Raw genomic sequence first — 25,374 nt, forward strand, 5'->3', positions numbered from 1 at the left:
GTTCTGAGTTTTAAAAGGTAACGGACAGGCCGCCCGAGATGCTTTTGATGAGCGGGTAGGCCCCTACGGTGTGGTTGTCGACGGCCCGTTCGGGGTCGAAATCCTTGGGGAAAGAGGTGAACGTCAGCAGATTCTCGCCCGTGACGTAGATACGCAGGTCGCGCAGGCGGATCTTCCGCAGCCAGGCTCCGGTGAAAGTATATCCCAGCTGGATGTTCTTCAGCCGCAGGTAGGCCGCGTTGTGCATGTCGTACGAGGAGATGATCGCCAGCCGCTGCTTGTCGGCGTGCAGGGCGCGGTAGTGCGGGGTTTGCTCGGTCCAGCGCTCGCGGACGAACGACCGGAATATCTGGCCCGTGAAAGCTGTCGTGGCGGGCGCCGAATTCTGGAGGTAGGCCAGTGCGCGCCCCTGCCCCTGGGCCAGCAGCTGAAAATCGAAATTCTTCCAGTTGCCCCCGATGTTGAAAGCGAACGTGAGGTCCGAGCGTCCGCGGCCCAGCCGCACGATGTCGTCGGTAGTGATCTCGTTGTCGCCGTCCCGGTCCTCTAACAGCAGGTCGCCCGGGCGGGGATTGGCGTGCAGCGTGGTGGTCGTGCGGCCCGGCTTGAGCGCGTATCGGCGCTCCATGTGGGGGATAGCGGGGTCGCTGTCGTTCTGCCACGTGAAATCGTCCACCTGGTACAGTCCGATACATCGGTAACCGTAGAGCGACTGCATGGGATAACCCACCTCGGAGCGGACCGAACCGTCGGTGGTGTGCCACTGGTCGCGGTTGCTGCCCAGGTCGATGACCTTGTTCTCGACCCAGGCGAGGTTGCCGCCCACCGTGAGGCGCAATTTGTTGCGGAAGCGTTTGGTGTAGCTCAGCGAAACCTCGATGCCGCGGTTGCGCATGCGGCCGACGTTCTGGGGCGCGCCGTTGGTTCCGGTTCCCAGCGAGACGACGGGGTAGAGTCGTCCGAGCATGTCGCTGACGTCTTTCCGGAAGATGTCCGCCGAGAAAGAGAAAGCGTTCAGAAAGTCGAAATCCAGACCGATGTTCGCCTGCTCGACCGTCTCCCACGAGGTGAATGGGTTGGAGAGCAGGGTGATGGCCGAGCCGTCCACCTGCGTGCCTCCGAACGAGTAATACTCCTGCGAACTCATCCGGTCGGTGAACGTGTAGGCGCTGCCGATGTTGTCGTTGCCCAGCCGGCCGTACGAGGCGCGCAGCTTGAGGTTGTCGATCCACGCGACCTCCTTGAGGAACCGCTCCTGCGAGACGCGCCAAGCCGCGGCCGCCGAGGGGAACCAGCCGAAGCGGCGCCCACGGGCGAAGCGCGAAGAGCCGTCGCGGCCGAGGTTCAGCTCCACCAGGTATCGGTTGTCGAACTCGTAGGAAAGGCGGCCGAAGAGCGAGATGGCGGCGTACTCCGACGCGGAGGCCGCCACGGTCAGCGTGTTGGGGTCGCCATAGGAGATCAGCGGGGCGTTCTTCTTGAGGTCCATCACTTTCACCTGATTCCAGTCGGAACAGGTTTCGCGCATTTCGTAGCCGACCAGCAGGTCGATGTCGTGGCGTCCGAACCGCCCCTTGTAGCCGGCTGTGGCGTTGAACGTGCGGCGTTTGTTCCAGTCGGCCCGCTCGGTCAGCTCGGAGCGCTTCAGCGTTCCGGTCGTCACCTCGGCGTTGGCGCTCTGCTCGTACGAGGGGATGTATTTGGTCAGCCGGATGCGTGAATTGCGCTGGTTGTACAGAGCTTTGAGCGTCAGTCCCTTGACAGGCGTCAGCGTGGCGGTGAAAGTGCTGTTCAGGTCGGAGTAGCGCCGGTCGTTGCCGCCGCCCAGCTCCTCGATGGCGTAGAATGCGGCTCCCGCGCCGTAGATGTTGCGCCCGCCCTCGGTGGATTTGAAATGGAGGATGGGACGGTTGGCCACGTAGCGGTTGATGATCGTATTGGCGGCCTGGGCTTCGTGCGAACTGGTCTCGTAGCCGCTCACCAGGGCGCCGATCTTGAGCTTCTTGTCGAAGAACAGGACGTTCATCTTCAGGCGGTAGTCGAGTTTGTCGGCCCGCGTCGAGAAGACCACGCCGTCCTGATCGCGGTAGCCTGTCGAGAAAGAGAAATCGTAGCGTTCGCCCGCACCCGAGACATTCACGTAATGGGTCTGCATCATTCCGGTCTCAAAGAGCAGTTTTTTCCAGTCCACGGGCTGGCGCGTCTTCATCTCACGGTCGATCCACTGCTGGCGGGTCGCCTCGGTGTACTTGGGTTTGAGCCCCGTGTTGAGGAACGCCTCGTTGGCCAGGTCGATATACTGCACCGGATCGTCGACCAGCTCCGGCAGACGGGTTGCGAAATGCGCCGAGACGCTTCCCGAGTAGTTGATCTCGATCCCTTTGCGGCCGGTCCTGGTCTCGATGATGATGACGCCCGCCGCGGCGCGGTTGCCGTAGATGGCCGCCGACGAGGCGTCTTTCAGAACCGAAACGCTCTTTATGTCGCGCGGGTTGACCCGGTTGATGTCGCTTTCCACGCCGTCCACGATCACCAGCGGCGAACTGTTGTTGTCGATCGACGAGATGCCGCGGATGCGGATCTCCAGGGCGTCGGCACCCGGTTGTCCCGAGTTCTGGATCATCTGTATGCCTGCGGCCTTGCCTTGCAGCAGCATGTCGGTGGAGCTGACCGCGCGCATGGCGGCGTCGGTCACCGAGAGGTTCTGCACGGCGCCCGTGGCATTGGCCTTGGTCTTGCTGCCGTAGCCGATGGCGATCACCTCGTCGATGGGATTGGCGGCCTCCGTGAGTTGAATGTCCACATGCGTGCGGGTACCGAGGGTGATGGTACGGGCCAGGTAGCCTACGAACGAAACGTCGATGCGGTCTCTGCTTTCCGGGATGCGGATCGTGAATTTGCCTTCGGAGTCGGTGGTGGTTCCCTGAACGGTTCCCGCGACGACGATCGTGGCTCCGACCAGCGGGCGGTCCGACTCGTCGGTCACCGTTCCCGTGACGGTCCGGGCGGCCTGCGGGGCCGCGGATGCGCCCCACAAGGCCATGAACAGGCATATAAGGAGTATATTTTTCATCTTTTTCGAGGAATTAGTCTTTGATACATCTCACGGGCGAGCCTACGGCGCGCTGGATTCCGCTGATGCGGTACTGGTGCTTGGCCTTGTCGACCCGCATCGGATAGCCGTTGGCTGCCGTCTGGGCGCTGTTGGTCCAAAGTATGGCCCAGGTGCCGGCCTTGGTGAGCGAACCGTTCGCGTAGGCCCGGTCGCCGGCGCAGGGCAGGAAATAGGGGGCTTCGGAAAGCGTCTGGCCGATACCGGCGGCGGTGTTCACGCCGTTGAAGACAATCGTTTCGGTCCCCGATGCGGCCATCATCAGCTGGTGCAGCTCCATGACCGTCGGCACGCGGTAGCCGTAGGGGCAGGGATTGTTGGCCTGCGCGGGATCGTCCAAGGGTGCGTGGCAGGTGAGGTTCCCGTAGTGGGTCGCGTAGCTGGCCAGCGAGGAGGAGACCGAAAAGGTCTTACCGCCCCAGAGACCGCCAGCTGAGATTTTGTCGGTGCTCCAGTCGCCCTTGAAGACGATGAAATCGGCGTGGCCGGCATCCTCGCGGCTCGCGGCCTGCTCGGTACGCGTGCCCGTTGCTGGGGTGCCCAGGGGGTAGCCCTCCTCGTCGAGGGTCCAGACGATCTTCTCGTGCCCGTCGGCCTTGCGCGACCACTGGAACAGCGATCCGAACGCCTCGTGGTCGTCGGACGCGACGGCGCGGCGGCGCGCCCCGAGGTTGCGGTCGAGCCACGTCTGGGTGGTCGTGCCGGCGGGGTTTCCCTCCTCGTCGAGCACCGGAACCGTGATCGTAACCGGTTCGTAGACTATCTTGTAATAGTCGTCGGCGTAGATCGTGCCCACCGAGTCGTAGTTGCGGTCCTTGATGGCCGTGCCGGGCACGGACACGCGGCAAGCGGCGAAGGCGTCGCCCCCGTCGACGGCCGAAGCGCGCACGGTCGCCGTGCCGCCGCCCACGATGCGTACGCATCCGTCGGCATCGACCTGCACCACGAACGGATCATCCGAACTCCACGCCAGTAGGGGCATGGTCGGCTCGGCGGGCCGGATCGTGGCGACCAGTTGCAGGGGCGGGTCGGCGATCGACGAGAAATCGTGTTCGCTGTGGTCGAGGGAGATTGCGGTGATGGGCACCTCGGCAATGTATTTGGTGACGGTGAGCCGCACCACAGCGCGCTTGCCCCCGTCGTGCGCCACGGCGCCGAGGATCGTTTCACCCTCCGTGAGGGCCGTCACCAGTCCCGTTTCCGAGACCGAGGCGATTTCGGGGTGTGCACTGAACCAGGAGAACTCCCTGTCGGCTGCATTTTCCGGAAAGACGGTGGCTTCCAACTGGAAGGTCCGCGTGCGGATGAGCGTCATCCGGTTGCCCGGGGTGTTGAGGGAGATGGATTCGACGCGGATCGTGCCGGCACCCTCTTCCGTCGGGCTCTCATCGCACCCAGCACAGATGAGCCCGGTCGCAAGGAGACAAAACAAATAGCGGGAAAGGTTTTTCATGGCAAGGGGTTTAGGTTTGTAGTGCGAACGGTCGGGCGGATACGCCGTTCGGGCGGTCCGAAACAAATATAAGGGATAAAAAAGGATGATCGGACGCCTTTCGGGCGAAAAATCGCCGGGAACGCGCCCGGGAACGTTCCCGGTAATTTATCTCCGTTTCCCCGTCGGTTCGGCGCTCCGAATCGTTATTTTTGTTGGGAGCCCGGATAGCGGGTCCCGAACCGAAACCCATGCCGCCCATGAACACGCTCAAAACTTTTCTGCTCGGCCTGAGCCTGAGCCTGGCCCTCCCGATCGCGGCACGACCGCTGTCGGAACAGACCTTCCGCTCGCCCGGGCGCGAATACGGACCGATGACCTGGTGGCACTGGATCAACGGAAACGTCACGCGCGAGGGCATCCGCAAGGACCTTTGCGCCATGCACCGGGTCGGCATCCGCGGCGTACAGCTCTTCAATACGCACATCTACCTGCCCCGCGGTCCCGTGGAGTTCGCCTCCGAAGAGTGGTTCGGTCTGGTAAGGTATGCCGTGGAGGTGTGCGACTCGCTGGGATTGAAGTTCACGACCATGACCGGCGCCGGGTGGTCCGGCAGCGGCGGCCCCTGGATTACACCCGAGCGGGCCATGAAGAAGCTCGTATGGGCCGAAACGACGGTTGCGGGCGGGCAGGCGGAGTTGCAACTGCCCGTGCCGATGAGGGTCGGCGGCTTCTACCGCGACGTGGCGGTTCTGGCTGTGCCGGCGCGCTATGCCGCCGGGCGGATCGAGGAGCTCGAATCGAAGATTCTGATGAAGAACGGCGCCATGCTCCGCACCCCTTTCCGGCCGGAGCCCTCGGAGACCATCCCCCGGGACAGCGTCCTCGACCTCACGGCTTCGACGGACGCTTCGGGGTGGCTGCGCTGCCGAATACCCGACGGCAGCTGGACGGTGATCCGTTTCGGCTACACGCTGACGGGCAAGAAATCCCACCCGGCGGCCTACGGCGGCGAGGGGTACGAAGTGAACAAACTCGATGCCGACGACGCGGACTTTCAGTTCGAACAGCTTTTGGGGCGGCTCTTTGCCGCCACGGAGCCCTATCTGGGCAATACCTTCGAGGGCATCCTCTTCGACAGCTACGAGGCACACTTTTCCAACTGGACGAAGCGTCTGCCCGAGGAGTTCCGCAGGCTCAACGGCTACGACTTCATGCCCTGGCTGCCCCTCTTCACGGGCCGCTACGTGGGTTCGCACCGCGAAAGCGAGCAGGTGCTTCATGACCTGCGCAAACTGCTCGACAGCCTGCTGACCGAGTGTTTCTACGGCACCATGCAGCGGCGCGTCCGCGAGCGGGGGATGGTGGTTTACGCCGAGGCGCAGGGTGGACCCGTTCCCGCGTGCGCGATGGACCGGGTGGACGTGCCGATGAACGAATTCTGGAATCCGGATACCCGTCCGCGCCTGACCAAACTGAAGCTGACCGCCTCGCAGGCCGATTTCCGGGGGCGCCGCATCGTGGCCGCCGAGGCGTTCACCTCCAAACCCGAGCACGGCCGCTGGCAGAACACGCCCCGCACGATGAAGCGTCCGGGCGACCTGGCCTTCGCAGGGGGCGTCAACCGGTTCTGCTTCCACACCTATGCCCACCAGCCGGCGGACTGTGCCGCTCCGGGCTTCACGCTGGGCCGTTACGGCACTCTTTTCGGGCGGCTTTCGACCTGGTGGGAGTACGCCGGGGAGTGGATAACCTACCTCACCCGCAGCCAATACCTGCTTCAACAGGGACGGACCGTGGCCGACGTCTGCTTTCTGATGCATGACGATGTCCGCTACAACTTTCCGGCGGACATGGTCCGCCTGCCCGCAGGGTACGATTACCGCATCGCTTTCCCGGCGGATATGGCCGGGGCCCGCTTCCGCGACGGGGAGGTGCGCTTCGCGTCGGGCCTCTCGTCGCGTCTGATCGTATTAGCAGATAACGGGTGCATGGACCTCGGGACGCTGGAGACCCTGCACCGGCTGGTGGCCGGCGGCGCGTTGCTGCTGGGTCCACCGCCCGCCACGGTGCCCTCGCGCAGGGAGGCGCAACGGCTCGACCAGGCCCGATACGACCGTCTGGTCGCCGATCTGTGGGGCGGACTGGACGGCTGCACCGTGCGCGAAAAGCGGTTCGGCAAGGGGCGGGTTTTCCGCGGCATGACCGCTGCCGAGGCGATCTCCCGCGCTGCGCTTCGTCCCGACATCGATTTCGGTACGCCGACCGACGGGGCGATTTACCACCTCCATCGTTCGGCTCCGGGCGCGGAGATCTACTACCTGACCAACCAGTCGGACAAACCGTTCCACCTGCGTGCCCTGTTCCGCGTCGCGGGGCTGCAACCCGAACTGTGGGACCCGCTGACCGGCGAGGTGTCGCCGGCGCGCGTGACGCATACCGACAGCCGGGGTGTCGGGGTTGAGCTTGTGCTGGAACCGGCCCGAGCCCTGTTCGTCGTCTTTCGCAAGCCGCTTCCGGCTGACCGGAAAGCGTACTCCCGGGCCGCTGCGGAGCCGTATCCCGTGCGCACGCTGCCCGTCGAGGGCCCCTGGACGATTCTTTTTGCCGATCGCAGGCAGCGAGCCGCCGATACGACCGTTTCGGAGCTGACCTCCTGGCATCGGAGCGACGACTGCCGGATGCGCTACTATTCGGGAACGGCCGTTTATACCACCGGATTCGAGGTTCCGGCCGACCTCCTCGCGGGCGGGGAGCGTGTTCTTCTCGACTTGGGCGAGGTGTGCGACATCGCGCGCGTGGAGCTGAACGGCCGCGACCTGGGCACGGTCTGGACGCCGCCCTTTAGTCTGGACGTGACCGGGGCGCTTCGCAGCGGCCGCAACAGGCTGAAAGTAAGCGTAGCCAATACCTGGATCAACCGCCTGATCGGCGACGAGCAACTGCCGGAGGACCTTGCGTACGAAACCGCGGGCACCAAGTTCACCGCGGGGCGTCTGACCGCGCTGCCCGAGTGGCTCTATTCGGGGGCGCAGCCGGCCGATCGACGCCGCATCGCCTTTACCACGTGGAAGCACTACGCGGCCTCGTCACCGCTCGTGCCCTCGGGCCTGCTGGGACCCGTCCGGCTGACGGTCTGCCGAAAACGCTGAAGCGCGGGTGGGGGTGCGGTCGTGTCGGAGCGAAAAAGTCTTTTCCGGCGGGGACCGGAATTTGCACGGACGGAACTTTTTTGCTAATTTTATCGGGGATACGGTCGTGGCGGCGCACTTTTTGCGACGGTCGGTACGGATCGCATTTTCCACCTGAATAGGATGAAACCGGTTACAATCAAGGATATTGCCAAACGGCTCAATATCTCCACCTCGACGGTGTCGCGTGCCCTCGCCGACCGGTGGGATGTGAATCCCGAGACGCGCCGTGCCGTGCTGGAGATGGCCGAGCAGCTCCACTACAAGCCGAATCTGATCTCGCTGGGACTGCGTTCGAACCAGTCCTTTTCGATCGGCGTCATCATTCCGGAATTCGTCAATTCGTTTTTCGCCGAAGTAATTAACGGCATCAACAGCGTATTGGTGGCCAATAATTACCAGGTGCTCATCTGCCAGTCGAACGAGTCGTGGGAGACGGAAAAAAGCAATATCCGGTTTCTCGAATCGCGGTGTGTGGACGGATTTCTGGTCTCCGTGTCGGACGACAGGGCCAACTGCGACTATTTTCGGGCACTGATCGAAAAGGGCGTTCCGGTAGTCTTCTTCAATCGGGTCTGCGACGAAGCGGATGCCCCCGAGGTCATCATCGACGACCGCCGCTGGGCGTTCGAAGCCACCGACCACCTGATCCGCGAGGGGTGCCGGCGGATCGTCCATCTGACCGGTCCCGACAACCTCTCCGTCTCGATCCTGCGCAAGGCGGGTTACCTGGATGCGCTTGCGGCGCACGGGATTGAGGCCGAGGAGTCGCTGATCGTTCCGGCCGGCCTCTTTCTGGAGGACGGCGCCGCCGCGGCGATGAAGATTCTGGCGATGGAGGAGCGTCCCGACGGCCTGTTCGCCATCACCGATCCGGTAGCCATCGGGGCCATGAAAACGCTCAGGAAGCGGGGTGTGCGAATCCCCGAAGAGATCGCCGTGGTCGGTTTTTCGGAGTCGCCCATGGCCGCGATCGTCGAGCCCGAGCTGACGAGCGTCGAACAGCCGACGTTCGAAATCGGGGCGGCCGCTGCCCGGATTCTGCTCGAATGGCTGCACGAGGGTGCCATGCCCCGCCGCTCCCGGAAGGTAGTGATCGACGCTTCGCTCAACATCCGCGAATCGTCGCTGCGGGCTGCCGCCGCCCGAAGCGGCGAATAATCCGAAGCACAAAGCACAGCCAACTCTCTTGAAAAGACATCTCCCCCTTTCTCCCGGCAAAAAATACTCCGCCCCTTGCGGGACGGAGTACAGGCAAACAACTGTTTAACTAAAATTTCCGGATTATTCGGCCGAGGAGTTCGAGCCGGCATCGCTCTTCTCGCTGCCTTCGCTCGTGTTCTCGCCGTCGGTCTTCTCCTCTTTCTGCTCCTCCTTCTGCGGCTCCTGGGGAGTCGTCTGTTCGGTCGAATCGGGGGCATCGGTCTTCTCGGGCTGCTGTGCGCATGCCATTGCTCCACCTACCATCAGCAGCAGGGCTGCCATCGTTACCATCATCTTTTTCATAGCTTTGAATTTTAAAAAAAGGTTTGACTTCATTTTGTCTGCGGCCGCTTCGTGCAACCGTTCTGACCGAATAAAGTTCAAGCCTTGTGCCATGCGACCGACGACACCATTATCTTATTGATAATCAGCGATTGGCATAAAACCGGACTGTGTGGAAAAGTGTGGAACGACGGGGTGCGGTGGGGAAAAATTCCACAACGGAACTGTGGAACGGCGCTACTCTATGCCGTAGAGGCGGAGTTTGTTGTAGAGGGTCTTGCGGTCGACGCCCAGCAGCTTGGCCGCCTGCGACTTGTTGCCGCGGGCAGCGGCCAGGGCCCGGCGGATGCGCTCCTGTTCGCTCTCGGGATCGTGCAGCGGGCGGGTGTCGGTCGTGCCGCTGCCGTCGGTGATCTCGCCCGGCAGGTCGGCCGGGGTGATGTATTCGCCCGCCGCAAGCAGCGTGGCGGAGGTAACGGCATTTTTCATCTGCCGCAGGTTGCCCGGCCAGTCGTAGCGGCTCATGGCTCGGGAGGCTGCGGCGTCGAAGCCCACGATCCGCTTGTCCAGCTGGCGGTTGGCCCCATCGAGAAAGAAATCGGCGAAGAGCGGAATGTCCTCGCGCATTTCACGCAGCGAGGGCATGCGGAGCGTGAATTCGTTGATGCGGTGGAAGAGGTCCGCACGAAACGCGCCGCGCGCGATAGCGGCTTCGAGGTCCTCGTTGGTGGCCGCCACCAGGCGGATGTCCACCGGTATCTCGCGCGTGCTCCCCACGCGGCGGATGCGCCGCTCTTGCAAGGCGCGCAGCAGCTGCACCTGCGTCTCGTAGGTGAGGTTGCCCACCTCGTCCAGAAAGAGCGTGCCGCCGTTGGCCGCTTCGAACGCCCCCGTCTTGTCCGCGAGCGCTCCGGTGAACGACCCCTTGACGTGGCCGAAGAACTCCGAGGCGGCCAGTTCGCGCGAGATGGCACCGCAGTCGACCGCCACGAACGGCCGCCCGGCGCGCTTGCTGGAGTGGTGGATAAGTTGGGCGATGTGTTCCTTGCCGGTGCCGCTGGCGCCGTTGACCAGAACCGACATGTCGGTCGGGGCGACCAGCCGGACGTATTCGTAGAGCCTGCGCGCCGCATCGCTGCGGCCCTCGATGTAACTGAGCGGAGCGGCCGGGGCGGCGGGTCGGGCCTTGGCCGGAACGGCGGCAGGGCGGGAAGCGGGCTCATCGGAGGTGTTGCGGGAGGACTCCGCGGCGGGTGCGTCGAGCGCCTCGCGGATCTTTCGTAGCAGTTCGTCGGGATTGACGGGCTTGGCCACATAGTCGCGGGCACCGAGTTTCATGCTGCGCACGGCGTTCTGAATCTCGGCATAGCTCGTCATGACGATCACCGGCGTGGCGATCCCTTCCGAAGCCATCCATTGCAAAAGGGCGATCCCGTCCTCGTCGGGCAGACGCATGTCGCTCAGAACAAGCGAAAAGGTCTCTCGGGAGAGCACCGTGCGGGCCGCCGCGACGCTGGCAGCAGTCTGGACGTCGAAACCACGCTTCGTTAGCCAGGTGCGCAGCATAAGCGCAAAGGTCACGTCGTCGTCTACGATCACTATTTTTTCGGTGTCCATCACGGCAAAGATACCTTTTTTTGCGCTTCGGCGATCAGTTTGCGGATATTTTCGGCCGCCCGGCGAAGCTCGCGGCAAAACGCTTCGTCGGGTTCGCCGCACTGCTCCGCCCGTCGAAGGACGGCGGCGATCTCCGCGGCCCCGAGCATGGTGAAGATCGGCACCATCTTGTGCGCCACGGCTCGCAGTGCCGCGCCGTCGCGGGCGGCCAGGGCCTCCTCGAGCCGGTCGCAGTTGGCGGCGCTCTGCTCGGCGAACGAGCGCAGGATGCCCGCGGCGGCCTCCGCATCGTCGCCCGCATAGGCCGTCAGCGCACCGAAATCGGGGCCGGCGGCAGGAGCAGGCGGCGCGGGTTCCGGCGCCCGGCCGCACACGGCGGCGAGCAATGCGGTCAGTTCGCTGTATGTGAATGGCTTGCGAAGCCTTGCGGCGAACTCACCGCCGACCTCCTCGCGGGCCGAAACGGCCGCAACGGGCAGCTGCGGATCGACCTTGCGCACCGCTTCGAGGACGGCGAATCCGTCCGCCGAGGGCATTTGAATATCGGTCAGCACCAGGTCGAAGCGCCCCTCGGAAACCACCCTGCCCACATATTCGGGATACTGGCAGCAGACGGCTTCGGCGCCCGCTCGGCGGCACAGGGCAGCGGTCATTTCAAGCTGCAACGGGTCGTCGTCCACGATCAGCACGCGCACGCCTTTCGCCAGTTCACCGGCAGGCGTACGCTCCGCTTCGCCGACCGGTACCGAGACCGTGAAGCGACTCCCCTCGCCGGGGCGGCTTTCGAGCCAGATCGTGCCCCGCAGCAGCTTGACGAGCCGGTCGACGATCGAAAGCCCCAATCCGAAGCCGTCGACCCCCTGCGCCGAATCGAGCCGCACGAACTCCTCGAAGATACGCTCCCGCTCCGCACGGGAGATGCCGCGGCCCGTATCGCGGACCGAGAAGACAAGCCGTCCCTCGTTAAGTTCCGCCCGCAGCGTAACAGACCCGCTGTCGGTGAATTTCAAGGCATTCGAGGTGAGGTTGTCGGCGATCTGCCGGATGCGGAACGCATCGCCCCGCACCTCGCGGCGGGCCGATTCATCCACCTCGAGTCGCAGTTCGATCCCCTTGGCGGCAGCCGTTGCGGCGAACGCCGCACGGATGGTCTCGAACAGCCGTGCCGGGTCGAACGCCACCTCGTGCAGTTCGACCTTGTTGATGTCGAGGCGGTAGAAATCGAGCAGGCTGTCGACCAGCGTCAGCAGGTGCTCGGACGAGCTGCGCATGTTATCGAGGTAGAGCTGCTCGCGCCGGCCCGGGTCGAGCCTTGCGAGCAGGTCGATATACCCCATCACCGATCCCAGCGGGGCCTTGATGTCGTGGGTGATAGCCAGCATCAGCTTTTCGCGCGCCGCGAGCAGCGCCTCTTTGTCGCGGTTGAGCGTCTCAAGCTCGCGGCGATAGCGGTTGCCGCGGTTGATGTCGCGCCACAAGATGGCCACGAACACGAGGACGAGCACCACGGCCGCGACGGCGATCGCGCCGAGCATCCGCGACGAACGGCGGCGGATGGCTTCGGTGCGGCCGATACGCCCCATGAGGTAGGCCGTCTCCTCGGCTTCGAAGTCGCGGATCAGGCGGTAGATCTTGTCGTTGACCAGTTCGTTGCTGTATCTGAGCCGGACTCCCTCGTTCCAGGCCCGCTCGTAGATGCCCAGCCGCTCGCGCGTCACGCTGTCCTGCAAGGCCTGGAGCACCACGGCGATGGTATCTTTCACGGCGTCGGGGGAAACGGCCGCGACCACCTCGCGGCGCGAGATCAAGAGGCTCGAATCCTCTTTCGGAGGGCTGAAAAGATCGGCTACACGGCGGAAAAACCGCCGCTTGGCGCGCGGCACGGCCAGCGTGTCCTGCCGGACGACCTGCGGCGAGACGGAGCGCACGCGGGTCGTATCGTCCAGCGAGTCAGTAGGGTCGATCAGCTGGCGGATGTTCTTGTCCAAAAGGCTCGCCGTACCGGCCGAGCGGATCGTGCTCCGCAGGCTCCTCGTGCGCCGCTCCTTGTCCGTCAGGAGCCGCCCGATACTGTCGAGCCGCATCCGTTGCAGTGAATCCGCGCTGCCCGAGAGGCTCCCGAGCGAGTCGAGACACGCGCGCACCTTTTGCAATTCGCGCTTGTAGGGCGTCTCGTAGGAGCGGTATCCGGCGATCATCAGCTGCCCGTAGCCCTCGGCCTGGTAGAGGTGGTAGAGGGTCTGGTTGATGGTGTTGCGCTTGAGCTGCAATAGGGCGTAGGTGGCGTCGGGCGTGGAGAAACGGACCACCGCCCGGTAGACGTTGCCCACCGAGAGGATGCAGACCGCGATCAGGATCGCATAGCCCGCCACGATCTTCGTCTTGACGAATTTCGACTCTTTCACTGCCCGAAAATTCTATTTCATGCCCGAAATATAACGAAAAAGCCCGGGATGCAGGTACGCTCCCGGGACAATTTTTTCGATTGCACACTCAATAGAACGTCCCTTTGGGTGCGAAGATGGCGTAGCCGAAATTGAATGTGAGGTACATGTTCTTCCAGTTGCGCAGGTCGTACTTGGTAAGAGCCAGGCTCACCGGTCCGATGGGCGTATGGTAGACCAGCGACGCCTCGGCGATGAAATGCCAGCGCTCGTCCTGGAATCCCTGCACCGTCTCGGGAATAAACGACCGCCGCTCGCGGAACATGGTGTAGAATCCGGTTCTGAAGAAGAAATTGGGCATGAGGTCGAACGTCGGCATGACGCCCCCGGCCACGAAGCGCTCGGCCCGAAAATCGGGCATGTAGATCATCTGCGCATGGGGGATGGGCGCATAGGCCGGCAGGGACATGAGCGTCGCGCCGCCCGTGGTGAATGCGGGGTGGTTTGTAAAGACGGCATCGACATTGAATCCGAACGAGAACCAGCTGCACCGGGGCATGTCGAAATACTTGTCCCACGTGAAACGCCCGCCGAACCAGCTGCGCGTGGTGCGTGAAACGAATCCGCCGGCGTCGTAGGGGCGGTACTTGTCGCGTCCGGTGACGAAGATCGCCGACAGCCGCACGTCGGAGCCGCGGCGCGGGTAGAGGAACTTGTCGAGGGTGTTTCGCGCCACCTCGGCCTTGAGGGCGAAGAACGAGTAGCGCGAATGGTCGGTATCGTCGGCGAAGAGGTCGCCGGAGTCGTAGTGGTAGTTGACATGCCCGCCGTTGGCGCGCAGCGAGAAGAGGCTGCGGTGGGTGAGCGAGATACCCGCAGCGAGTGAGAAGAAACTCTCGCTGTTCTTGACCTCGGCCGTGTTGTCGATGCGCGTGACGTTGCCGAACGATCCGTGCCGCAGGTTGCGGACCGAGAAATTGTAGGAGTAGTCCAGAAAGAGCGGTTCGCGCAGGTAGAAATCCGTGCGGCCGCCCAGCGCACCCCACGTATAGATGGGACCCAGGTAGAGATCGGCCCCCAGCTGCTGCGCCACGCGCCCGGTGGTCTGGTAGTTGACACCGATGTAGGCCTGGTTGAAAGCCGTCGAGGAGACGTTGCCGCCCAGGGTGATCTTGAAATTGGGTTTGGTGTGGAACTGCGCCTCGAACCGATAGCGTTCGCGCACGCTGTCGTAGGAGACCGCGGGAAAATCCATCGTGTAGTCGCCGCCCGCAAGCACGCCGAAGAGGTTGTCGCGCAGTTCGGAAAACCCCATCGGCCGCTGGTGCCCGGGCGTGCGGCGGTCCACCCGCACGAAATCGCGGATGTAGGCCTGCTGGCGCGGATTGAGCCCCTCGAGTTTGTAGTCGTTGAAGATCAGCGGCGGCCACTCGGCGCGGAACTTTTCGCGCCGGGCGGCGTACTGTTCGGGGGTCCACCGCCGCGAGGTGCGCTTGAGAATCTCCGGCATTTGCGCCACGGCGTCGACGTAGCCCGCATCCATGATGGCCGTGGCCTGGTCGAAATCGAGCATCCCGGCATGGACCGCACGCCGGATCGTCACGCTGCGGTCCGCCGGCAGCGTGTAATCGGTCTCGTGCATGGCGAGCATAAAGGCCTGATCGAGAATGTTGCTCTGAGGTCCCGGCGGGGTATTGCCCTCGGTGCAGATCGAACCGACGATCAGGTCGGGATTGAAATCGGCATCGAGCGGTTTCCACGGAAAATTGTCGTAAATACCCCCGTCGTAAAGGAGCATCGAATCGACTTTCATAGGCTTGAATACCAATGGAATCGACATGGAGGACCGGACCGCCTCGCTCAGATCGCCCTCGCGGATGACCACCGCCCGGCGGTGGTTCATGTCGCTGGCTACGCAGAGAAACGGCACCATCAGGCGGTCGAAATCGCCTTTCGCGGCAGCCGTGGCCGGGGCGAACAGTTCGACCAGCGCCATGTCGATCTGCGTCGAGGAGATCAGGTTGGTGGGGATGCGGAATTTCGCCTCGGGATTTCCCAGGTCCAGGCGCAGGTTGATGAACGAGGGGTTGTGTCCCACCTGGCGGTAGTAGGGCATGTAGCGGTTGGGGTCGATACGCCCCGAAACCCACTCCCGGACCACGCCGGAATCGACGATCCGCCGCATTTCGGCCGGGGAGTAGCCGGCGGCGTACATGGCCGCGATGATCGATCCCATCGAGGTGCCGGCCACGTAGTCGATCGGTACGCCGTACTCCTCGAGCGCCTCCAGCACACCGATGTGGTAGAGCCCCTTGGCCCCGCCGCCGCTCATTACCACCCCCACGCTCCCGGGCTGCGCGGCCGAAACGTCGCGGGCGAAAACGGCCGCAGCCACCAGCACGCAGGCCAGAAATGAAAGGGATTTACGCAACATATACCGAATTTTTTATAACTTTGCGTGTTAAACGCGATTGCTCAAAAGTAGGGAAAAAGGCTAAACATTCAAAATATGACCGACAAAATCAATGAACTTCTCCGACGTGTCGAAGAGTTCAAACCCAAAGCGGCGGCCGAAATCGAGGAGTTCCGCATCCGCATCCTCGGCAAAAAGGGCGAATTGACCGCCCTGATGGAGGAGTTCAAAACGGTGGCTCCGGAGCTCAAACGCGAACTGGGCCAGCAGCTTAACCGTCTCAAAAACGAAGCCACGGCGCGTATTGCGGCCCTGAGGGAACAAATGCAGAACTGCGCGGCGGACGATACGGCCCTTTCGGGCGACCTGACCCGCCCCGGCTCGGCCGAACAGTTGGGGTCGCGCCACCCCATTTCGCTCGTCAAGAACCGGATCGTCGAGGTCTTTTCCAGATTGGGATATACCGTGGCCGACGGTCCTGAGATCGAGGACGACTGGCACGTCTTCTCGGCGCTCAATTTCCCGCCCGAGCACCCCGCACGCGACATGCAGGACACGTTCTTCATCGAAAAGAATCCGGACATCCTGCTGCGCACGCACACCTCGTCGATCCAGGTCCGCACGATGGAGCAGCAAAAGCCCCCGATCCGCGTGATCTGCCCGGGCCGCGTCTTCCGCAACGAGGCGATCTCCTACCGCGCTCACTGCATCTTCCACCAGATTGAGGGGCTCTACATCGACGAGGGGGTCTCGTTCGCCGACATGAAGCAGTCGCTCCTCTATTTCGCCAAGGAGATTTTCGGGGAGCAGACAGCCATCCGCATGCGCCCCTCCTATTTCCCGTTCACCGAACCGTCGGCCGAGGTCGACGTCTCGTGCAACCTCTGCGGCGGCAAGGGGTGTCCGGTCTGCAAGGGCACGGGGTGGCTGGAGATCATGGGCTGCGGCATGGTGGACCCCAACGTACTGAAAGCAAACAACATCGACCCCGAAAAATACAGCGGATTCGCCTTCGGCATGGGGATTGAGCGGGTAGCCATGCTCCTGTACGGGGTGAAGGACCTCAGGCTCTATTTCGAGAACGACGTGCGGTTCCTCCACCAGTTCGACCAGGCACTCTGACACACAACCTCATGAAACGCACCGCTGCGATCTTCGCCCTCTGCCTCGTGCTCTTCTCCACGGCTTTCGTCGCGGGGAAAGGGCCCGCACGGACGACCGGATTTCCCGATTCGCTGCGCAGCGTCTACCTCTACACCGAAGGGATCAAACAGAACGCCATTGCGGGCGACTCGCTCCGGGCCAAAGAGTTCTTCCTCGAAGCGGTGCGCCGCGATTCGGCCTACGCCCCGGCCTGGTACGAACTGGCCGCCGGAGGCTGGTTCGAGCCCGCCGAAGCCGTCGAAATGGCCCGCCGCGCCTACCGGCTCGATACCGCGAACAAGTGGTACCACCAGTTCTACGGCCAGACGCTGCTTTTGGCGGAGCGCTACGGCGAGGCGTTGCAGGTCTTCCGCGACCTCCGGGAGCGGGACCCCAAGAATCCCGATACCTACCGCATTCTGGCCGCGCTTTACGACCAGGCGCAAATGCCCTTTTCAGCCATCGCCACGCTCGATTCGGCCGAGCTGCGCTTCGGCCGCATTCCGCTCCTGAGCGCCATGAAGCGGCGGATGCTGGTGGCCACGAACCAGCTGGACAAGGCCATCGACGAAGCCCGCGCGCTGGTCGAAACCGACCCCTACGAGGACCGGCACCACGTAGTGCTGGCCGACCTCTACGCCCTGGCCAAGCAGGATTCGCTGGCGCTCGGGGAGTACGACCGCGCCTTGCAAATCGACTCGACCAACCTGGCGACGCTCGGCTCGCTGGCCGATTTCTACAACAGCCGCCACGACTACCGGGCATTGTTGAACGTGACCAAGCGCATGTTCCTCGTCGACGCCATGCCGCTCGAGGCCAAGGTAGATCGGTTCGAACAACTCACGGCCGACACACGCTTCTACCGCGAATTCTATTTCCAGCTCAACGACCTGGCCTCGACGCTGGCCATCCGCTACCCCCGCGACCGGCGCGTGGTGGAGCTCTACGCCAACCACCTGATCGCCTCGGGCGAGCTGGACGAGGCACTTGCACTCTACAAACTGCATCTGGGGGACACACCGCCCGTGGAGAGCTACTACCGCTCGGTGATCGACATCGAGAGCTATCTGAAGCGTCCCGACTCGGTCGACCGCTATGTCACCCGGGCTCTGGAGTTGTTCCCCGGAAAGGCGGAGTTCCACCTAGCCAAGGGCAACGTGCTCAATTACACCGGACAGTACGACGACGCCATCGAGGCCTACAAGCGCTCGCTGCGCCATGCGGCGACGGATTCGCTGCGCAGCGTCGTCTGGGGCCTGATCGGCGACACGTGGCACCGGCAGGCCGAAGCCACCGAGGGCCACAAGCGGCGCAAGGCCGTGGCCGAAAGCTACAAAGCCTACGACCGGAGCCTGTGCTACCAGGCAGACAACACGCTGGTTCTGAACAACTACGCCTATTTTTTGGCCGTCGAGGGCCGCGACCTGGAGCGGGCGCTCGAAATGTCGAGCCGCGTGGTGGCGCTCACGGACAACAACCCCACCTACCTCGACACCCACGCCTGGGTGCTCTTCCGCCTGGGCCGCACGGCCGAAGCCCGCAAGATCATGCAGCAGGCCGTGTCGCTCGACACGCAGCAAAGTCCCGAGTTGCTCCTGCATTACGGCGACATTCTCGACGCCTTGGGTGAGCGCTTCCTCGCGGAGGTCTATTGGCGCAAGGCCCTCGAAAAAGGGTACGACGCCTCCGAAATCGCACGCCGGATCGAAAGCGGCAAAAAAGAGTAATCCCGGCCGATGAAACCCCTCTGCACGATACTGACCCTCGCATTCCTGCTGCTTTCGTGGCCTGCACCGGCGCAGCACGACAGCCGCATCGAGGAGCAAAAGCGCGTCATTGCGGCCCTCGAAAAGCGGATCGCCGACCAGGAGCAGGAGATTTCGAAGCTCAAGAAGGGCCGCACCGCGACCGAAGAGCGCGTGAAACGCCTGGCGCGGCAGATCGACTCGCGCAACCAGCTGCTCGAAGAGACCGAGAAACAGGCCCGCCTGCTGCGCGAGGAGATCGCCCGCGCGGACAGCGTGGCCGGGGACCTCACGGCGGCCCTCGACCGCAACCGCACGCAATACGCCGTCCTGGTGCGCGAGGCCTATCGCAATTACCGCCACCACAACTACCTCACCTACCTCTTTTCGTCGCGCAATTTTCAGGACGTGGCCCGGCGGATCGCCTCGCTGCGCGAAATGGCCTCGGCACGCGAACGCAAACTGCGCGACATCGACTCGCTCAAGGGGCAGGTCGCACGCGAAAAGGAGCTGCTCGACAACCGCAAGCGGTCGCTCGATTCGGTGACGCGGAAAGTGTCGGCCCAGAAGCTGAGTCTGCAACGCGACGCCCGCAACGCCCGCGCCAGCATCCGCCAGCTCTCCCAAAAGGAGAAAACGGCCCTCCAGCGCAAAATCTCGCAGGAGCAACAGTTGGACGTAGCCATCGGCGAACTGCGCAAACTCACGCGCGGCAACACGGCCGGCGCGTCGTTCTCGTCGAAAACCACCGGGTTGCGGCTCCCCGTAACGGCCGGGCGCGTGAAGCGCTACAAGGAGAACATGGCCGAGATCACGGGTCCCAAGGGGGCGCACGTCGTCTCGATCTACGAGGGCAAGGTGGTCGACATCAAGCGCAACCGCATTACCAACAAATACGACGTTTACGTGGCGCACGGTGACTATATCACCTCATACGCCAACCTGGGGACGATCTGCATCGAGAAAGGCCAGAAAGTGGCAAGAAACGCGCAACTGGGCACCATCGGTTCGGCGGTCAACATCCTCACGATGGAGACCGAGTACAAACTCGTGTTCGGCATCTACCCGCCCGATCCGGCGCAGAAATTGCGGGCCGAAAACTGTTTCCGCAAATAATCGAACAACGCATGGCTGTACATTACTATACGGACGACTGCACCTACCGCCTGCCGCAGAAACGGCTGACCGCCCGGTGGCTCCACGAGGTGGCGGCAGCCGAGGGGTACACGCTCACGGAGGTCAACTACATCTTCTGCTCGGCCCGGCGGCTGTTGGAGATGAACCGCCAATACCTCGGCCACGACTACTATACGGACGTCATTACGTTCGATTACAGCGACCGCAAGGGCGCCCGGGAGATTGCGGGCGATATATTCATCGACGTCGAGACCGTGGCGGACAACGCACGCCGCTACGGCGCCACGCGCCTCGGGGAGATGCGCAGGGTGGTGGTCCACGGGGTGCTGCACCTCTGTGGCCAGGGCGACAAGACGCCCCGCACGAATGCACAGATGCACCGCAAGGAGGATAAGTACCTGAAATTCTGGGAGAAAGCATGACACTCGACTACGACATCATCGTGATCGGCGCGGGACACGCCGGATGCGAAGCCGCCTCAGCCGCCGCGCGGCTCGGGTCACGCACGCTGCTGCTGACGATGGACATGTCGAAGATGGCCGCCATGTCGTGCAATCCGGCCGTCGGAGGTGTGGCCAAAGGGCAGATAGTCAGAGAGATAGATGCTTTGGGAGGCCAAATGGGCCGCATTACCGACCGCACTGCCATCCAGTTCCGGATGCTCAACCGCTCGAAAGGCGCGGCCATGTGGAGTCCCCGGGCGCAATGCGACAAGACGCGCTTTTCGGAGGAGTGGCGGCACACGCTGGAAAACACGCTGAACCTCTACATCTGGCAGGACGCAGCCGAGGAACTGCTTTTCGAGACGGTTCCGGAAGCGGATCCGGTAGCGGGAGCAGGATCGGAGTGGGCTTCAAGAACAGCTTCGGGAGCAGCTTCGGGACGACGGCGGATACGGGGCGTACGCACCCGCATGGGTGTCGAGTTTTCGTGCCGCGCCGTCGTGCTGACGGCGGGAACTTTCCTCGACGGCAGGATGCACTGCGGCACCGCACAGGCCGAGGGCGGCCGCGCGGGCGATGCCGCGTCCCACGGGCTGACGGCCTGTTTGCAGGCTGTCGGATTCGAAACGGGACGCATGAAGACCGGAACCCCGGCGCGGCTCGATGCACGGACCATCGATTTCGAGGCTTTGGAACCGCAATACGGCGATGAAAATCCGGCCAAATTTTCGTTTTCGCCCGATACCGAACCGGTCCGGGAGCAGTTGCCGTGCTTTCTGGTATACACCTCGCCGGAGGTCCACGAAACGCTGCGCGGCGGCTTTGCGGACTCGCCGCTCTTCAACGGCACGATCCGCGGCATAGGACCGCGCTATTGTCCCTCGATCGAGGACAAACTGCACACTTTTGCCGACAAGGAGCAGCATCAGCTATTCCTCGAACCCGAGGGCCGCTCGACCAACGAATACTACCTCAACGGCTTCTCTTCGTCGCTACCGTGGAATGTACAGTGGGAAGCGTTGCATAAAATTCGCGGATTCGAAGACTTGCATATATTCCGTCCCGGATATGCAATCGAATACGACTATTTTCCGCCCACGCAACTCCATCATACGCTCGAAACCAAGCACGTCTCGGGTCTCTATTTTGCCGGCCAGGTCAACGGAACCACTGGCTACGAGGAGGCCGCAGCACAAGGGCTGCTGGCGGGAATCAATGCGCACCGCTTCCTGGCAGGGAAGGAGCCGGTCGTCTTGAAACGCGACGAAGCCTATATCGGCGTACTGATCGACGACCTGGTTACGAAAGGGGTCGACGAACCCTACCGCATGTTCACCTCGCGCGCCGAATACCGGATTTTGCTTCGGCAGGACAATGCCGATATGCGGTTGACCCCGCTCGGTCACGAAATCGGTCTCGTGTCGCATGAACAATACGCATATTTCGTCCAAAAAAAATCGTCCGTAGAATCGCTTATTTCGTTCGCACGCCGGCAGAGCATCAGAGCAGCCGAAATTAACGACTACCTGAAATCGATCGATTCGGAGCCGTTGACGCAGGGTCGCAAGCTGTCGGACATCCTGATGCGGAACAATGTCACGTTCGAGACACTCCGGCCGGTGCTTCCGCAACTCGACGAATTCGTCCAGACAAACGCGATAAGTGCCGAGGCCATCGAGGAGGCGGAAATTCAAATCAAATACCGCGGCTACATCGAGCGGGAAAAATTCATCGCCGAAAAGCTGCATCGTCTGGAAAGCATCCGCATTCCCGATGATTTCGATTTTCACTCCATGAATTCGCTCACAATCGAAGCCCGCCAAAAACTTTCGCGTATCCGCCCAACCACCATCGGCCAGGCATCGCACATCCCCGGCGTCTCCCCGGCCGACATCAACGTGCTGATCGTAAAATTCGGCCGGTAGGATAGCGTTCCACGTGGAACAATCCTGCGAATTTCGTTCCACGTGGAACACAGAACCAATAAACAATTGGGAATCAAAGAGGTAATCGCAATAAGAAAGAAAGCAAGACGCACCGACTGGCCACCCTCCGTCGAACATCTACTGCCTCAACAAGCATCAGGTTCCGGAACCCGTTTTCCGGCAGACATGCGGCTCTCAGACGGCTCACAACCGCAATTTGCAATCATAGCATACCTTTTTGTTACATACGAATACCGTTCGGAGCAAGGTTCCCGCTTACATTTGCACTACACCAAACACACGATCCGATGAAAAAGATAACCCGCCGCGATTTCATCCGTTCCGCCGGAATAGCCGCAGCCATCGGGGTGATAGACCCGCTGCAACTGGCCGCTACGGAGCGTTCGGAACGCACCAAAAAGGACGGCAGCCGCAAACTCGACCCTATCGAAACCGACGTTCTCGTGATCGGCGCTGGCCCGTCGGGGGTGCCCGCAGCCATCGCCGCGGCACGCGAGGGCGCCCGCGTAGTGCTGTTGGAAGAGGACCTGGTTCCGGGAGGAGCCCCCGTGGACATGTACGTCGCCATGTTGTGCGGCACGCCCCGCGTAGGGATCTTCCGGGAGATGATCCAGCTGCTCAATCGCAACTACACCACGACCGGAGCCGCCCGTCCCGATTTCGGGGTCGACGGCACGAACAAACGCAACCACTGGTACCTGCCCTCGTCCTACGTGCTGGCCATCCACGAAATGCTCGCCCGGGAAAAGAACATCACCCTCCTGTGCGGGGCGCGCGTAAACGAACTGATCGTCCGGGCGAAAGGCAACCGCACCCGTGTCGTCGGCGCCGCTGTCGATCGGGGCGGATTCCGGCAGGAGGTATTCGCAACGATGACCGTCGACGCAACGGGAACGGGGCTGATCGGTGAACTGGCCGGGGCTCCGGTCATGTACGGACGCGACGGACGGGCGGCATTCGGCGAAGCGATCGGCAAGGAAGCGCCCGAAAGCAGGGTGCAGTCCTGCACCTGGCAGTTCATTACGCAGGCGCTGGTCCCGGGAGCGCTGCTCCCGTGGGAGAAGCTGCGCTGGAAAGGGATGGTCGAGGACAACCACGGCTGGCTCCGTCAACCGGACGTCGCCCGGGCCGGAGGATTGTATCTCCATTGGGGCGGTCGTTTCGAATGCAGGGACACGCGCGATCCGGTGGAACTGGCCGCCACGCAGGCCGAAGCGCTCGAATCCCTGAGGAACGACTTTGCGGAGTACCGCAAGGCCGGCTACCAGGTTCACCTCGCCCCGAAAATCGGCGTTCGGGAGGTTCGGCGCATCCGAGGGGAGTACGTCCTCACGGTCCAACACCTCAAACAGGGACTGTTCCCGGAGGATACGGTAGCCTGGTGCAACTACGGGATAGACGCCTGGGGCGAACACATCAAGAAAGAGGATGCCCGCGTCAAGTCGTACGGTATTCCCTACCGTTCGCTGCTGCCGCTCGAAGTCGAAGGGCTGCTCGTCGCCGGACGGAGCATCAGCGGTTCGCATCTGGCCATGAGCTCCTACCGCGTGCAGCCTATCGTCGCCAGCATCGGGCAGGCGGCCGGTACGGCTGCGGCGATAGCGGCACTCCGCAGCATCTCGGCCCGCGACATCGAAATCGCGGAATTGACCGGAAAACTCGAAAAGGCCGGTCTTTTCGACGCCAAAATTCGCAGAAAATAGCATGGACAGGCGTTCATTTCTGAAAAACGCTGCCATCGGCGCAGCCCTGGCGACGCTTCCCGCAGGTGGCGAAATCTTAGCACGGAAGCGGGAAAAGAGCCCTTTCGAACCCAGAGGCAAGGGCTTCCGGCTTGCAGAAAACGAGATCGTGCTCTTCACGGGCGACTCGATCACCGACGGCAGCCGGGAACGGAAATACTACCGTCTGGCCAACCACATCCGGGCCCTCGGAAACGGATACGTGCAGTTGACGGCGACCCGGCTGAACTACCTTTTCCCGGAGAAAAACCTCAAAATCTACAACACGGGGATAAACGGAGATACGGTCCCAAAGCTCGCAGCGCGGCTGGAAACAGACTGTATCAAGCTGAAACCCAGCGTAATAAGTATACTGCTGGGTGTCAACGATTTCAACGTATCGTTCTCGGCAACGGGCCGGGGCGACCCCGCGGGTTTCGAGCGTCGATACCGCGACCTTCTCACCCGCATCCGGGAGGCGCTGCCCGGCGTGCGGTTCATCCTCGGCGAGCCCTATGCCCTCAAAGGCTCGCGCGACAAAATCGACGCCTAGTATCCCGAATTCGAAAGCTATCCCCGCGTAGTACGCCGCCTGGCCGAAGAGTTCGACGCCGCCTTCATTCCCTACCGGCAAATTTATGCCGAGGCGGCCGCCGAAGCTCCGCCGCGCCATTTCTCGACCGACGGCGTGCATCCCTCGCTGGCCGGGGTGCGGCTGATGTGCGACGGCTGGCTGTCCTACGTCAATCCCCTGTAACCATGATTTCACGAAGAAAATTCCTCCGAACCGCCTCCCTGGCGTCGCTGGCGCTGTTCGTCGCTCCGCAACTCGCCGCCCGCATCCGAAAGAGCGGACAGCCCCGGCTGCAACTCCGCAAAGACGACTGCATCCTCTTTTACGGCGATTCGATCACAGACGGCAACCGCAACCGGGAAAACGGGGGTGTCTCGAAACCCGACGCTCTGGGAGGCGGATACGTCCTCTCGGTCTCATCGTCGCTGGCGTGCCGCTACCCGAAGATGGGGTTCCGCTTCTGGAACCGCGGCATCAACGGCAACAAGACGTTCCAAATGACGGCCCGGCTGGACAAAGACTGCCTCGGACTGCGTTACAAACCGACGGTTGTCTCCGTCCTGACGGGCATCAACGACTATTCGCTCTCGCTGGCTCGCACCGGCAAGGGCGATCCCGAAAAGTACGAAACGGACCTGCGCGAACTGCTCACACGTATCCGGGAGGGGCTACCTGGCGTGCGGCTGATCGTCATGGAGCCCTATGCCATAGCCGGAATCCGCGAGAAGACCGACAGTTTCCTGCCGGGATTCCGTGCCTATCAGCCCGTAACGAAACGGGTAGCCGGGGAGTTCGAAGCCGTATTCGTTCCGCTTCAGGAGCATTTCGACCGGGCGGGGGAGCGCTACGGCAAAAAGAAATTTTCGGCCGACGGCGTCCACCCTTTCTCCGCCGGAATCGAACTGATCGCCCGGGCCTGGCTCGACGCAGTGGAGGTCGCCGAAGAGTAGTTCAAACAGAACCGTATTAAGGAAAGAGAACCCGAATGATCTGGGTTCTCTTTTTAGTATACCTTTTTGAAATCATAAGAG

At 62.6% G+C, this 25,374-nt stretch carries 16 protein-coding genes; 10 read left to right on the forward strand and 6 right to left on the reverse strand.

Going from position 1 to position 25,374, the window contains the following annotated elements; translation table 11 throughout:
- Positions 1–10 precede the first annotated feature (10 nt).
- Positions 11–3,073: a SusC/RagA family TonB-linked outer membrane protein gene (locus ACMQ11_RS11675; RefSeq protein WP_418992951.1), complete on the reverse strand. Its 3,063-nt coding sequence runs from the start codon at positions 3,071–3,073 to the stop codon at positions 11–13.
- A gap of 13 nt (positions 3,074–3,086) precedes the next feature.
- Positions 3,087–4,565: an Ig-like domain-containing protein gene (locus tag ACMQ11_RS11680; RefSeq protein WP_418992952.1), complete on the reverse strand. Its 1,479-nt coding sequence runs from the start codon at positions 4,563–4,565 to the stop codon at positions 3,087–3,089.
- A gap of 239 nt (positions 4,566–4,804) precedes the next feature.
- Between ACMQ11_RS11680 and ACMQ11_RS11685 the strand changes: the two genes are divergently transcribed.
- The gene (locus ACMQ11_RS11685; protein ID WP_418992953.1) at positions 4,805–7,696 is read left to right on the forward strand and encodes a glycosyl hydrolase; all 2,892 of its coding nucleotides are present in this window, start codon (positions 4,805–4,807) and stop codon (positions 7,694–7,696) included.
- A gap of 162 nt (positions 7,697–7,858) precedes the next feature.
- Positions 7,859–8,896, forward strand: coding sequence for a LacI family DNA-binding transcriptional regulator (locus ACMQ11_RS11690; RefSeq protein WP_418992954.1), 1,038 nt, complete (start codon positions 7,859–7,861; stop codon positions 8,894–8,896).
- Positions 8,897–9,019: 123 nt separating this feature from the next.
- Here the strand turns inward: ACMQ11_RS11690 and ACMQ11_RS11695 are convergent, their stop codons facing one another.
- The 4 genes from ACMQ11_RS11695 to ACMQ11_RS11710 form a co-directional block, all read right to left on the reverse strand.
- Entirely contained in the window at positions 9,020–9,241 is a 222-nt protein-coding gene (locus ACMQ11_RS11695) for a hypothetical protein (protein ID WP_418992955.1), read from the reverse strand.
- 216 nt (positions 9,242–9,457) lie between these two features.
- Entirely contained in the window at positions 9,458–10,837 is a 1,380-nt protein-coding gene (locus tag ACMQ11_RS11700) for a sigma-54-dependent transcriptional regulator (protein ID WP_418993038.1), read from the reverse strand.
- Positions 10,837–13,242: an ATP-binding protein gene (locus tag ACMQ11_RS11705; protein WP_418992956.1), complete on the reverse strand. Its 2,406-nt coding sequence runs from the start codon at positions 13,240–13,242 to the stop codon at positions 10,837–10,839. The genes ACMQ11_RS11700 and ACMQ11_RS11705 overlap by 1 nt, the downstream gene beginning before the upstream one ends.
- Positions 13,243–13,330: 88 nt before the next feature.
- Positions 13,331–15,655, reverse strand: coding sequence for a patatin-like phospholipase family protein (locus ACMQ11_RS11710; protein WP_418992957.1), 2,325 nt, complete (start codon positions 15,653–15,655; stop codon positions 13,331–13,333).
- Between the two features lie 75 nt (positions 15,656–15,730).
- On the opposite strand from ACMQ11_RS11710, the gene pheS reads away from it, so the two are divergent.
- From pheS to ACMQ11_RS11750, 8 genes are all read left to right on the forward strand, one after another.
- On the forward strand, positions 15,731–16,756 hold the full coding sequence (gene pheS, locus ACMQ11_RS11715) for a phenylalanine--tRNA ligase subunit alpha (protein ID WP_418992958.1): 1,026 nt from the start codon (positions 15,731–15,733) through the stop codon (positions 16,754–16,756).
- 11 nt (positions 16,757–16,767) lie between these two features.
- Positions 16,768–18,504, forward strand: coding sequence for a tetratricopeptide repeat protein (locus ACMQ11_RS11720; protein WP_418992959.1), 1,737 nt, complete (start codon positions 16,768–16,770; stop codon positions 18,502–18,504).
- A gap of 9 nt (positions 18,505–18,513) precedes the next feature.
- Complete coding sequence (locus ACMQ11_RS11725; RefSeq protein WP_418992960.1) at positions 18,514–19,638, forward strand: murein hydrolase activator EnvC family protein; 1,125 nt, start codon at positions 18,514–18,516, stop codon at positions 19,636–19,638.
- A gap of 11 nt (positions 19,639–19,649) precedes the next feature.
- A complete protein-coding gene (gene ybeY / locus ACMQ11_RS11730) occupies positions 19,650–20,081 on the forward strand; it encodes an rRNA maturation RNase YbeY (RefSeq protein WP_418992961.1) in 432 nt (143 codons plus the stop codon).
- On the forward strand, positions 20,078–22,027 hold the full coding sequence (gene mnmG / locus ACMQ11_RS11735; RefSeq protein WP_418992962.1) for a tRNA uridine-5-carboxymethylaminomethyl(34) synthesis enzyme MnmG: 1,950 nt from the start codon (positions 20,078–20,080) through the stop codon (positions 22,025–22,027). Before ybeY ends, mnmG begins: the two co-directional genes overlap by 4 nt.
- A 308-nt stretch (positions 22,028–22,335) precedes the next feature.
- Positions 22,336–23,751 carry an FAD-dependent oxidoreductase gene (locus tag ACMQ11_RS11740; protein ID WP_418992963.1) on the forward strand — a complete coding sequence of 472 codons (1,416 nt, stop codon included), beginning with the start codon at positions 22,336–22,338 and terminating at the stop codon, positions 23,749–23,751.
- A 1-nt stretch (position 23,752) separates the two neighbouring features.
- Positions 23,753–24,322, forward strand: a complete 570-nt coding sequence (locus ACMQ11_RS11745) for a GDSL-type esterase/lipase family protein (protein WP_418992964.1) — start codon at positions 23,753–23,755, stop codon at positions 24,320–24,322.
- A gap of 206 nt (positions 24,323–24,528) precedes the next feature.
- Positions 24,529–25,293, forward strand: coding sequence for an SGNH/GDSL hydrolase family protein (locus tag ACMQ11_RS11750; protein ID WP_418992965.1), 765 nt, complete (start codon positions 24,529–24,531; stop codon positions 25,291–25,293).
- Positions 25,294–25,374 lie beyond the last annotated feature (81 nt).

The sequence above is a fragment of the Alistipes sp. genome (assembly GCF_048465575.1).
Classification (GTDB): domain Bacteria; phylum Bacteroidota; class Bacteroidia; order Bacteroidales; family Rikenellaceae; genus Alistipes.